This is a genomic window from Anatilimnocola aggregata (assembly GCF_007747655.1).
GTDB classification, from domain to species: domain Bacteria; phylum Planctomycetota; class Planctomycetia; order Pirellulales; family Pirellulaceae; genus Anatilimnocola; species Anatilimnocola aggregata.
Window position 1 is genome coordinate 7,632,281 of the sequence record NZ_CP036274.1, and the last position, 11,731, is coordinate 7,644,011.

Genomic DNA, 11,731 nt, shown 5'->3' on the forward strand with positions numbered 1-11,731 from the left:
TGCTGCGGCTGAGCCGCCGAAAAGAATCAGAGTCGCTACGACAGGATTTCAAAAAATCGACAATTTCGCGCGAGTGCGGGTTCGCAGCTGCTGATTTTCTGCCCCCGCATCAAGTCCACACACGGAAGGAACGGAAGCCATGCTGCGAACACTGTGTCTCTACACCGCAGGTCTTTGCGCCGAGGGCTACTGGAAGCATTTGAGCCGCTGGACGTTTTTGGCCGGCTTGGCAGCCCCAGCGTGTTTCGCCACGCCCATCTGGGCCGATTCTCCCTCTGCTGCTGACGCGCTTCGCCTGGTCCCCGTTCAGCCCGGAATCAACTTCGATACACCCGAAAAACAAGACCTTGCGCGCTGCAAAGTCGATGTGGAAACTTTTGGCGGAATCACCGGTTGGGTGGTGCGCGATGCTGGCGGTCAACTACTCCGCCGCTTTCTCGACACCAACGGCGACAACAAGGTCGATCAGTGGTGCTACTTCGCCAACGGCATCGAGATTTATCGCGATATCGACGCGAATTACAACAACAAGGCGGACCAATATCGCTGGCTCGGCACGGCGGGAATTCGCTGGGGAACCGACGAAAACGAAGATGGCCGGATCGACGCCTGGAAGAGCATTTCGCCCGAGGAAGTGACCGAAGAATTGGTCGCAGCCCTGCGAGATGGCGATGCTGCTCGCTTTCAACGCCTGTTGCTCACCGCGGAAGAATTGCAAACGCTGGGACTTGGCGCTGATAAAGTGACCGAGATCAAAGCGAAAATTACCGATGCTGCCGAGAAATTTGGCGATGTCGCCCGCAAGCAAACGATGGTGGGCAAATCGGCGGAATGGATCTCCTTCGGCGCGAGTAAGCCGGGGGTGTTTACGGCCGGCAGTGAAGGTTCGACGAAAGATCTGATTATCTACGACAACGTCACCGCAATTGTCCAGAATGGCAAGGATAAAACGTCGCAACTCATTGTAGGATCACTAGTTCGAGTGGGCGATCGTTGGCGATTGATCGACCTGCCAAAGAACCTCCTCTCCGACCCGAATGCCTCGACCGTGGCAGGTTACTTCTTCCAAGCAGAGCCCAGCACACGGAGCGGTGGCGACGACAATCCAGAGAATCGCAGCGTTAGCCCGGAAGTGCAAAAACAGATCGCTGACCTGGCCAACGTCGACAAGGCCCTGGCGGAAGCGACACCCGCTCAGCTGGGAAAACTCAACAGTGCCCGCTGCGATGTGCTAGACCAACTTGTTCGCTCGACAACCGGCGAAGACCGGATCATTTGGGTTCGCCAATATGCCGAAACGGTTGCTGCAGCTGTGCAATCCGGTGCCTTTCCCGAAGGAGTCCGGCGGCTCAATAGCTTGCTCGACACGATCAAGAACGACCCCAAGTCGCGGGACTTGGTGCCTTTTGTCGAATTCCGCCAAATGAGCGCCGAATACAACCTGAGCTTGCAGGCTAAAGAGCCCGATTTCGAGAAAATCAACACCAGTTGGATGAACAACCTCGAAGCGTTCATCAGCCAATATGCAACCAGCCCCGATGCGGCCGAAGCAATGCTGCAACTGGCGATTGGGTATGAATTCTCGGGCAAAGAAGAGAAGGCTCTGGAGTGGTTCGGTCGCATCGTCAAAGAATTCGGCTCCACCGAACTGGCGAAAAAAGCTGCTGGCGCGAAACGGCGGCTGGAGTCGGTCGGCCAGCCGATGTCGCTGCAAGGGAACACGGTCGACGGCCGGAAGTTCGACCTAAGCGCCTATCGCGGCAAGATTGTGTTGGTGCACTACTGGGCGACCTGGTGCGAACCGTGCAAACAAGACATGACTCTGATCGCAACCATGCTGAACCGTTATCCGAAAGAGTTCGTGCCTGTCGGTGTGAATCTCGATAACGAAGTGGGGACTGCCCGGCAGTTCATCACCACCAAGAAGGTGCCCTGGCCGCAACTCTTCGAGGAAGGTGGCCTCGAAAGCCGCATTGCCAACGAAATGGGCATTCTTTCACTTCCCACAATGCTCCTCATCGATCGCCAGGGGCGCGTCATCAATCGCAACATCCACGCGAGCGAGATTGAGACGGAACTGAAGAAACTGACGAAGTAAGCCTTGACTTCGCCAACTGAAAAAGCCTCCAAAGCCCGCAGAAATCAAGCGTTTCCGCGGGCTTTGTGCTAGAGTGGAGTTGGAGAAAATCAAATGCGCACCGACATCGAAATCCAAGATCTATCTGCCCGACTCGACGAGGCTCTAGCGCTCGCAAATGCTGGTGAAGAGGTAATCCTCGTCGCGAACGGAGCACCGAAAGCGAAGTTGGTGCCGGTCGAATCTGCCGGCGGTCGTGTATTTGATCTACATCCCGGAGCTTTTGTCGTCGGACCCGAGTTTGACGATCCGCTTTCTGATGACGTCTGGCCAAACAAACGATGAAGTTGCTTCTTGATACGCATGCGTTCATGTGGCTCGATAGCAGTTCCGCGAAACTATCGCCAACCGCCAAGCAGGCGATTGGCGACCCCGCAAACGAAGTCTGGTTCAGCACAGCAAGTATTTGGGAAATCCAAATCAAGCTCGCGATCGGGAAGCTCCAATTGCAGGAGCCGCTGGCTCAAATCATCGCCAAGCAGAAGAGCAATCAACTCAGTGAACTTGCAATTCGATCAGAGCATGTGATTGGACTGGCGGGATTGCCTTTGGTTCATCGAGATCCTTTCGATCGAATGCTCATCGCACCTGCCGTTGTAGAGGGGTACACGCTGGTCACCGCTGACGCGACGTTTTCACAGTACCCCGTCAAACTGTTGTGGTAGCTATACTTCCCGCATTAGCGCTGCCACTTGTTGATCGTCGTAACGACTGGAACTCTGCAGGACTTCAATCACGCGCTCTCGCCGGGCTACTGTTTGGTTCTGGTTGAGCTTCCATTTGCCTTGCAATTCGTCGATGGTGATTTCGAAGCCAACGATGCCGCCGAGAAGCTTCTCGATGAACGTCGCGTCTTGATCTTCGAGTCGCCAAGGCTGGGGCTGAGGTGCTTCGTAGACGTTAACAGTTTGGCGGATCAGTTCCAGCAATCGACTTTGATCCGCGATCAATTTCAGCCGACCGGTGGCATGCACAGCGGTGTAATTCCACGTAGGAACCGTATTCGGCTCGGCATACCAGGTGGGCGAAATGTACGTGTGCGGGCCGTGGAAGATGGCGAGCGCCGGAATTCCGTCGGCCAGCCCTTCAGCGGCTCGCCATTGCGGATTGGCTCGCGCGAGATGCCCCACTAACACGCCGCGTGAGCCCTCCGCAGGTTGATAGAGGAGCGGCACATGGCTGGCGAAGGGAACGCCTTCGTACTCGGTGACGACCATCGCAAAGCTATGGTCGGCCATGAACTGTGTTAGCCGGGCGGGTTCGTTGACAGCAAACGGAACAGGGACGTACATAGTTCCTCAACCGTCTGCCAAGTGGACCTGATATGCTACAAGTGCGAATCGATCGGCACGGTGGTGCCTGTTCCATCGCAAAGTTCGCTGGCAGGTGGAGTAATCACCATTCTTACCAGTCGACTCTCGTGATGACTCTCTACACGCGACGTAGGTTCACTGTTCAACAAATAGCGTTGGCTTTCGAACACATTGCGCTCGATGTTAGCGGAGATTTCATCGAGCGGCAAATGACTCAGGCGGTCGAGCGCGAAGGGATTTTGCAGCTCGATTCCAATCTGGTCGAGAGACAAGAGTGGATAGGCCACGACGAGCACGATAATCGGTGTCATCACGCCCGTCTTGTCGACAATCGCGATTGGCAGCGCGACCAAGTAGACGAACAAGAAGCGGCGAATTTTAATCGAAAACACCTTGGCCAGCGGCGTTTTCAAGATGCGTTCGCAAGCGCCGATATGGTCGATCAGTGAAGCCCGCTCATGCTCGGCCTGCATAAAGGCGAAGCGGTCGAGTTGGCCATCGCGCACGGCCCTAGCCAGCAATTGGGCGAGCCGACCGGCAACATACATCGGCGCATGCGGAGCTGCCGCCAGGAGCGCTGTCTGCGATTTGCCGAGCAGTTTTTCCATATCTTGGAAGTCGGTTTCACCGCGCAGGCTATGGCGGCAGGCATGGGCGAATGCAGCCGTCCAGCGACTGAACTCGTCCTGCCATTGACGATCCTGGGGCCCATATACGGCACCGATCGTGGCCAGGTTACGCGTCTGATTCACGATGCCGCCCCAAAGTTTGCGAGCTTCGTACCAGCGGTCGTAACCAGCATTCGTCCGCGTGACCAAGATCAACGCTAAGACTACGCCAACAATTTCGTACGGTGCGACTGCAAGCCCCGTCTGAACATCTGTCCACACCACCACGGCATGCACGAACATGCCGATCAAGCAGAAAATTAACACGCGTACCGCCACTTGCGGCGTAACCGAGCCATTCACGCGAACGACTTCTGACCAAAAGTCCTGGCGATTCATACAACAACCTTTCGATCTCAAAAAACGATATTCGCGGTACGATCATCGCCGATTCGCTGACAACACCTACGCCATGAGATACAGTCCCATGTTTGTCTGCTGAAGAATCAACCGGGCAGGATCGGGCAAGAGAGTGCGCAGAATCGAGTTCCCCTTGGGGATGCCCATGACCACCAGGTCGGCTTGCCACTTCTGTGCATAGGGAAGCAACATGCGGCGCAACGAACCGCGCAGCCAGCCACTTTCACAGTCAAGCTGGCGAGAGCGACTGTATTCAGCCATTTCCCGCAGCAGTTCTTGAGCCTGCTCATCGGTCGCGCCGATAGCCAGCAGGCGTTGTTCGGCCGCAGGAAAGAGATTCTGAGAGAGGAACTGCCGAATTGCCTTGGCAGAAGCAAGTAACCCATCGGTAACCAACAGGACTCTGCGGATCTCACTTTCGGCATCCCGCAGAACCAACAGCGGCTGCACGCCGCACGAGAGCAACGCCAGCGTTTCCGCAGCAGTTAAGCCTTGCTCCCCGAGCGGCCCCTGCTGAGAGAGATGCCCGGTCACCACCAGGTCGTGGAACTGCGCCTCGCGCGGGATGACTTCAAACGGATCGCCTTTGCTCCGCCTAACATCGAAGTTGACGCCGGCTTGAAAACAGGCCGCCGACAACTGCTGGCAAACCCGATCGTGTTCGCGATCCACTCAGTTCAGCCGTCCCGACTCTGAATTGCAGTAAGCGGCAGACTCGCAAGTCGTTGCTAAGGAAGTGAATTGACGTGTGTCCAGGAGCGTCAAGCCGCGCACTCGGGCTCCGCTGCGCTGCGCCAGCTCGACTCCCAGCGCGATGGCCCCTGGAGCCAAACGCGCGTCGGACAGGTGTAGCAGCAGGCGGCTGAGCATTGTGACCGTTTCGCACGTTGAAACCAGTGGCGGGAAAATTGCTACACGACGGAATCCACTGCTGCGTCTAGACTTGCGACAATTTGTCGTAGTTGACCTTGCCATAGACTGGATTACATTTTCGTAACTTTAGGCAAGTCCTCGTCCATAGGCAACTTCAACTTTATCACTTGCACCATTGAAAATTTCTATACATTGGAGTGCGTCAATGCAGCGCATTAGCTCTGCCAACGCAGCTGCTTCTGTAACAGCCAGCTGCAAGAACCTGCCTGCCTAGATCGATCGCACCCCGCCAAAATCCTGCTTCAGAGCCCTGCTGCCATGATGGAAAAACTGCAAGACCTGAACTTTCTCCACCTCTTTTATTTTTGGATGGTGGTACGTCACGGCAGCATCACCGCTGCCTGCGAGCGGCTACACCTCACGCAACCCACGATCAGCACTCAAATTCGCAAACTCGAGAAGTCGCTGGGGCACGAGTTATTTAGCCGAACGGGGCGAGAACTCGAGCTAACCGAAGTTGGTCAGTCGGTGTTTGAATACGCCGAAGATATGTTTGCCGTCGGCCGCGAATTGCTCGGTGCCCTGCGGGGAGTTCCCTCGAAGCGAGCGTTGCGCTTGCATGTCGGCGTGCCGATGGTCATGCCGAAGTGGATTACCTATCGCTTACTCGAGCCGATTCTGCATTTCCCGCAACCGCTGCAGATACTTTGTCACGAGGCCCCGCTCGACATCCTGATCGCTGACCTGATGCGACATAAGTACGATGTGATCCTCTCCGATACGCCCGTTCCTTCCAGCAAGAGAGTCCGCAGCTATAGCCACCTTCTGGGAAGTTGCGGCGTCACCTTGTGTGCCTCACGCGAACTGGCAAGTCGCTTGCAAAGAAGATTTCCGCAGTCCATGGACGGTGCGCCGATGTTATTGCCAGCCGCGAACACCGAACTGCGCCGCTTGATCGATCGCTGGCTGGATGACACCGGCCTGTCGCCGCGCGTCATTGCCGAAATCAACGACAGCGCTTTGTTGCAAGTCTTCGGCCAGGGTGGCGCGGGCGTGTTTCCCATTCCTACAGCAGTGCTGCCTGAGGTGAAGCGGCAGTTCGATGTGGAAGAAGTCGGCCAACTGAACGATCTGCAGCTCAATTTTTATGCGATTACGCTGCAACGCAAGTTGACCCATCCCGCTGTGGTGGCGATCTCAGCGGCGGCCAAAGATGACCTGCTGACGTTTACCACCGCTTGAGTTTTCCCATAACTGTTGCTTGATTCATGGCTGCCGAAGCAATTGGACAGTTAGCGTCGGAATCGAACCTGGCAACGTTTTTAGGAGTGGCAACGATTTGACATTCTCCAGCCATTTATTTCCATTCCGCCCTTTCCCCGGTCTTCTGGGCGGAACATAATACGTGAGTCCAACTTAAGCTGACGCGGCGGAACTATCCGGTTTTGCCCACCCGAGTGACCTCATCCTTTAGCTCGAGTGCTGTCTGGCCTGCTGATCCTACCGCCCAGCCTTTTCATGTTTTGAAGTCCGCAGGCTCCTTTCCCCGCTGCCTGCGCACGGTTTGCAGTACAGGACACAACAGTCAGCTGCCGGATATTCATCCTGGCCAGCTACCGCTTGTTGTTTCCGGAAGGATCGCTTCGCACCCCACCCATGCGCCGTTCGCGCGCCACAGGCATCGTCCCCGCTCAGCTCATCAGGAGCGCCAGGTATGGCTACGTTTAAGAACTTTCGCCGCGGTGATCGAGATTCCCGCCGGCCCGATCCGTCTCGCCCCGACTCTTCACGACCACCCGGCGAGAACGGCAGCACGACTAATCCCAACTTGCCCAAGCACGTGCAGCGCCTACGCGAGATCGAGCAAGAAGGCGAGCCCCTGTCGCTGGCTGAAGAGCTGGCCGACTTGATGGCCCACCATCGCGAAGAAGCAGGCACCGAAGAGCGCTACGAAGAGCTGAAGAAGAGTGGCTTCCAAATCGCCGATCTGCAGAAGATGACGATGGGCGAGCTGATGGAAGAAGCTCGCAAGGAAAAGCTCGACGAAGTCGCAGGCGTTCGCCGGCAGGATCTGATCTTTCGCATTCTGAAAGAACGGGTCAAACAAAGCGGGCTGATGTATGGCGAAGGAACGCTCGAGATTCTGCCCGATGGCTTCGGCTTTCTCCGCAGTCCCGATTATCACTACTTGTCGTGCCCCGACGATATCTACGTCTCGCCCAGTCAGATTCGCCGCTTTGGCTTGAAGACGGGTTGCACCGTTGCTGGCCAAATTCGTCCGCCGAAAGAGAACGAGCGGTACTTCGCCTTGCTGCGGGTCGAAGCGATCAATTTTCAGGATCCGAGTCTTGCCTCGGGCCGCGTGACGTTCGACGACCTCACGCCACTCCACCCCGATCAACGCATCGTGATGGAAAGCGATCCGGAAGACGTTTGCACTCGCGTCATCGATCTGGTCACCCCGATTGGCTTCGGTCAGCGCGGTTTGATTGTCAGTCCGCCGCGGGCCGGCAAGACCATCTTGATGCAGAAGATGGCCAAGGCGGTACTGAAGAATTTTCCCGATGCTTACGTGATGATGCTGCTGGTCGACGAACGGCCGGAAGAAGTGACCGACATGGAGCGGCAAGTCAAAGGCCGCAACTGCGAGGTTGTGAGCAGCACCTTCGACGAAGCCAGTTCGCGGCACGTGCAAGTCGCCCACATGGTCCTGGAAAAGGCCAAGCGATTGGTTGAGTGCGGCGTCGATGTCGTGATCTTCCTTGACTCGATCACGCGTCTGGCCCGCGCCTGGAATAGCGAATGCCCGCAATCGGGCAAGTTGCTCACCGGCGGTCTCGATGCCAACGCCCTGCAACAGCCCAAGCGATTCTTCGGTTCGGCACGCAAGGTCGAAGAAGGGGGCTCGCTTACCATTTTGGCCACGGCACTTGTCGATACCGGCAGCAAAATGGACGACGTGATTTTCGAAGAGTTTAAGGGAACCGGAAATCTCGAAATTCACCTCGATCGCAAACTGGTCGATAAGCGAATTTGGCCAGCCATCGATATCAACAAGAGTGGCACGCGCCGCGAAGAGATTCTGATGGACGCGGACGAGCACAAACGGGTCAGCTTGATGCGCCGCGCTCTGGCCGAACTCAATCCGCCCGATGCCATGGACATGCTCGTCACCAAGCTCGCAAAGACTAAGACGAACGCCGAGTTTTTGATGAGCGTGAACTTGAAGTGATTGCAGATTTGAGATTGAAGATTGCAGATTGAATATAAATTGGCCACAATCTGCAATCTGAAATCAACAATCTGCAATTCCTCGGAGCCTGCCTCATGTCGTCGTTGCTGCTGGTCGTTGCGCTGTTGGCCGCGGAGCCGAATGAAAAACTGTTTCAAGCTTCACCGCTAACGAAGCCGGGCGAATTTACTGCCGGCATCGAGGGCCCCGCTTGCGACAAGGACGGCAACATCTACGCCGTGAACTTTGGTTCACAAGGGACGATTGGCCGCGTAACGCCCGACGGCAAGGGGGAAGTCTTCGTCAAGCTCGACGGAAAAAGTGTCGGCAACGGCATTCGCTTCGATGCGGCCGGGCAGATGTATGTGGCCGATTACGTGAGGCATAACGCCCTGCAGATCGATCCCCAGACGAAGAAGATTTCGGTCTTCGCGCACGAGCCGAAGATGAATCAGCCCAACGACCTGGCAATTGCCGCCGACGGCACTCTCTTCGCCAGCGACCCTGCCTGGGGTAAGAACACCGGACAACTCTGGCGAATTTCGAACAAGGGTGAAGTCACCCAACTGGCCAAGGATCTGGGGACGACCAACGGAATTGATGTCAGCCCCGATGGCAAGACACTGTATGTAAACGAGAGTGTGCAGCGGGGAGTGTGGGCCTTTCCGATCCATGCGGACGGTACGCTTGGCGAGAAGAAACTCGTCAAGCAGTTCGAAGATCACGGCTTCGACGGGATGCGCTGCGATGTGAAAGGCAATCTCTACATCACCCGCTACGGCAAGGGAACGGTCGTCAAACTGTCTCCGCAGGGAGAAGTGCTGCAGGAAGTCGATGTGCTCGGCAAACGACCAAGCAACCTCTGCTTCGGCGGTCCCGACGGCCGGACGGTCTACGTGACTGAAGTCGAGCACACCCGGCTCGTACAATTTCGAGTCGACGATCCCGGTCTCGAATGGCAGCGGCAGCAGAAGTAACTCAGCGTCTCGCTGGACGATTCGCGGCAAGCATGGCCGCAGAGAATCTGTGTAATCATTTCGCGCTATCTTCGGTAGGTTCTGGCCGCTGGCCGGAACCTGAAGCGGTGAGACACCGGATTTGCAATTTGTCGGTCCTGTGCCCAATGACGGCCCCAACTGCGGACCAGGATCACATCCGGCGGATGTGACCTACTTATGGGCGTGAACGGTTAAAAATCTTGCTACTCGCTGACCAGACTTGTCACGCGCCGCGCGTCTAATTGCTGCGGCGATTTATTTTTCAATCTGGCATCATCTGCTTGCAAATTGCGAATTTTGTCTCGACGAATCAGGCAACATGTCATGAGTTATTGATATTTACTAAGGGCGAGTACTCTTCCGTAGTCGCCAGCGGCGGCGTTTGCGTGGACAATTGCCGGCCGGCTGCTGGGGAGCGAATAAGGGCTTAAAATAACGGAAATTAACGGAAATCGACTTTTGGAGCTTTTGGTCAGACGACAAGGACTTACGGCGAGCCAAAAGATCGCAATGATCTGCCACAGAAGCACTTAGCGACGTAGCCGCAGAAGTCGAAGAAATTGAAAATTCCGGAAATTTCCTGCTGTCGTTTTCGCCGCTCGCATGGCAACTGAGTCGCAAGGCGGCCAAAGCCGTTAGGGCGGCTTGTCCGCCACCGACAGAAACTTACTCGTCCCTACCTAATCAAACAGATCTGCCACCGAGTGGCTTTGCCTATAAATCGGATTTGCTATCGCATTTCGTAGGGCCCGGTATGCGGACCATCGCAGCGGGTTGTGGTCCGCACAGTGGACCCTCCAGATTTTGGGCAAAGCCCTACCGTGCCGGCAGAAACGGTGGCGGTGACTTTGCTGCTGCGAAAAAAATCTTCCTCGCTCGGACCTAACTAGTCACAGACATAGCGACAATTGTATACGTCGGAAGTGATTGCACGTTGCGATCGAGTCCGGCGGCCGTCGCTGGAGTTCTAGCCCCGGCAGCGGATCGTCCAAAGTGGTTTTTGGCCAGCCAGGCGTTCGTCTCATTTTGGCGACAAACTTTCACCAAAATGAGAAGTTCCGTTGTAAGAGTGACATTTCGTCGCCGGTACAAACTGGTGAACAGAAATCGCTTGATGAACGTAAAGTCTTGGCAGGACAGCAGCAGCGAGTTGAGTTGCAAATGAGTCGCTGGTTTTGGCCCAAGGCTTGCTTCGATGGCTTTCGCCCATTGAACGCCAGTCCGGAAGGTGGAACCATCCGTCAAACGAAACAGGGAGGTGTGTGATGTCAGGAAACCCGTTCAAATTTCTCGGTGGCATGGTCCTCGAAATCGCCGCGGTCGTCGCCGTGCTGGCATTGCTGCCAGCACTAGGCAGCCGCGAAAAGCAGGCCACTGCGTTGTCGCAGTTGTCGAGTGCCATTCCGAACCAGGTCTTTTTCGATGCCAAGTCAGCTCGCACGCTCGACTTGATTCCGCCCACTCAGGTTCCGCACGACCAACCGGTTCAGAGCCAATACGCTCCGGCGCGGTCGACCCCGCCAGCCGTTTGGGCGAGCGACTTTTCCCGTCCCGCTCCGGTAGCTCAGCAGCGATTTGTAGAAGAGATGCTCGACTACAATAGCCAGCGGGCGATGGACGTGGCCACTCGGGTTTTTCAGCGTGGTGAAGAACTGTTGCCGGCCGAGCTGCGAGTTGCTCGTCAGCCTGCGAACGAAATTCCGCGCCTGGTGCCTGAACACAATGGTTACGCGAGCAATGCCAGCAACGTGGCGCAGCGCGATTGGAACCAGAACGAACTCGACCGCGGCCAGTTGATTGAACTCCCTTCGTCGCGGCCCGTTGCTTCGCCCCTCACCCAGGCACAGCACCCTTCGTTCGCTGAAACCTATCAGCGGCCAACCCAGGGAAATTATGCTCCGAACCCGAGCAAGTATGGCCAAAGCGATTTCGGTCGGACCAATCGCGAATTGAACAACTATGGTCAGTCGCCGGCCGAGTACGGTCAGTCGTCGGTCGAGCAGCCCGTTGCACCAGCCAGCAACTACGGCACATCGTATTACTCGCGAACGCCAGCTGCCCAAACGGCTGAGCCTCGCGTGCGTCAGTACGATGGCCGCTATTAATCGATCGTTTGCCCGCTTGAACTTCGAAATCCAAACAGTCCTGTT

10 protein-coding genes are annotated in these 11,731 nt (G+C 56.2%); 7 read left to right on the forward strand and 3 right to left on the reverse strand.

The genetic code is table 11. The features are described 5' to 3' along the window. Positions 1-139: 139 nt before the first annotated feature. The 3 genes from ETAA8_RS29020 (at position 140) to ETAA8_RS29030 (ending at position 2,802) form a co-directional block, all read left to right on the forward strand. Complete coding sequence (locus tag ETAA8_RS29020; RefSeq protein ID WP_145097186.1) at positions 140-2,098, forward strand: TlpA disulfide reductase family protein; 1,959 nt, start codon at positions 140-142, stop codon at positions 2,096-2,098. A gap of 93 nt (positions 2,099-2,191) precedes the next feature. Beyond that, the gene (locus ETAA8_RS29025; protein WP_145097189.1) at positions 2,192-2,422 is read left to right on the forward strand and encodes a type II toxin-antitoxin system Phd/YefM family antitoxin; all 231 of its coding nucleotides are present in this window, start codon (positions 2,192-2,194) and stop codon (positions 2,420-2,422) included. Beyond that, positions 2,419-2,802, forward strand: coding sequence for a type II toxin-antitoxin system VapC family toxin (locus ETAA8_RS29030; RefSeq protein WP_145097193.1), 384 nt, complete (start codon positions 2,419-2,421; stop codon positions 2,800-2,802). The genes ETAA8_RS29025 and ETAA8_RS29030 overlap by 4 nt, the downstream gene beginning before the upstream one ends. On the opposite strand, the gene ETAA8_RS29035 is transcribed toward ETAA8_RS29030, so the two are convergent. From ETAA8_RS29035 to ETAA8_RS29045, 3 genes are all read right to left on the reverse strand, one after another. Further along, entirely contained in the window at positions 2,803-3,429 is a 627-nt protein-coding gene (locus ETAA8_RS29035) for an FMN-binding negative transcriptional regulator (RefSeq protein WP_145097196.1), read from the reverse strand. It abuts the gene before it with no gap. A 35-nt stretch (positions 3,430-3,464) separates the two neighbouring features. Beyond that, the gene (locus ETAA8_RS29040; RefSeq protein WP_145097199.1) at positions 3,465-4,457 is read right to left on the reverse strand and encodes a bestrophin family protein; all 993 of its coding nucleotides are present in this window, start codon (positions 4,455-4,457) and stop codon (positions 3,465-3,467) included. A 66-nt stretch (positions 4,458-4,523) separates the two neighbouring features. After that, positions 4,524-5,150 (reverse strand): universal stress protein, encoded by a 627-nt coding sequence (locus ETAA8_RS29045; protein ID WP_145097202.1) that lies wholly within the window; start codon positions 5,148-5,150, stop codon positions 4,524-4,526. Positions 5,151-5,669: 519 nt separating this feature from the next. On the opposite strand from ETAA8_RS29045, the gene ETAA8_RS29050 reads away from it, so the two are divergent. The 4 genes from ETAA8_RS29050 (at position 5,670) to ETAA8_RS29065 (ending at position 11,686) form a co-directional block, all read left to right on the forward strand. After that, entirely contained in the window at positions 5,670-6,593 is a 924-nt protein-coding gene (locus tag ETAA8_RS29050; protein WP_202921338.1) for a LysR family transcriptional regulator, read from the forward strand. Between the two features lie 472 nt (positions 6,594-7,065). Continuing rightward, positions 7,066-8,583: a transcription termination factor Rho gene (gene rho, locus ETAA8_RS29055; protein WP_145097205.1), complete on the forward strand. Its 1,518-nt coding sequence runs from the start codon at positions 7,066-7,068 to the stop codon at positions 8,581-8,583. Between the two features lie 95 nt (positions 8,584-8,678). Continuing rightward, a complete protein-coding gene (locus tag ETAA8_RS29060; RefSeq protein WP_145097208.1) occupies positions 8,679-9,560 on the forward strand; it encodes an SMP-30/gluconolactonase/LRE family protein in 882 nt (293 codons plus the stop codon). Between the two features lie 1,286 nt (positions 9,561-10,846). After that, positions 10,847-11,686 carry a hypothetical protein gene (locus ETAA8_RS29065; protein ID WP_145097211.1) on the forward strand — a complete coding sequence of 280 codons (840 nt, stop codon included), beginning with the start codon at positions 10,847-10,849 and terminating at the stop codon, positions 11,684-11,686. The last annotated feature ends 45 nt before the right edge of the window (positions 11,687-11,731 follow it).

Bases quoted from the DNA above. Each gene is read 5' to 3' on its own strand.
- ETAA8_RS29020 (WP_145097186.1), top strand. From the start codon at position 140: ATGCTGCGAACACTGTGTCTCTACACCGCAGGTCTTTGCGCCGAGGGC.
- ETAA8_RS29025 (WP_145097189.1), top strand. From the start codon at position 2,192: ATGCGCACCGACATCGAAATCCAAGATCTATCTGCCCGACTCGACGAG.
- ETAA8_RS29030 (WP_145097193.1), top strand. From the start codon at position 2,419: ATGAAGTTGCTTCTTGATACGCATGCGTTCATGTGGCTCGATAGCAGT.
- ETAA8_RS29035 (WP_145097196.1), bottom strand. From the start codon at position 3,429: ATGTACGTCCCTGTTCCGTTTGCTGTCAACGAACCCGCCCGGCTAACA.
- ETAA8_RS29040 (WP_145097199.1), bottom strand. From the start codon at position 4,457: ATGAATCGCCAGGACTTTTGGTCAGAAGTCGTTCGCGTGAATGGCTCG.
- ETAA8_RS29050 (WP_202921338.1), top strand. From the start codon at position 5,670: ATGATGGAAAAACTGCAAGACCTGAACTTTCTCCACCTCTTTTATTTT.
- rho (WP_145097205.1), top strand. From the start codon at position 7,066: ATGGCTACGTTTAAGAACTTTCGCCGCGGTGATCGAGATTCCCGCCGG.
- ETAA8_RS29060 (WP_145097208.1), top strand. From the start codon at position 8,679: ATGTCGTCGTTGCTGCTGGTCGTTGCGCTGTTGGCCGCGGAGCCGAAT.
- ETAA8_RS29065 (WP_145097211.1), top strand. From the start codon at position 10,847: ATGTCAGGAAACCCGTTCAAATTTCTCGGTGGCATGGTCCTCGAAATC.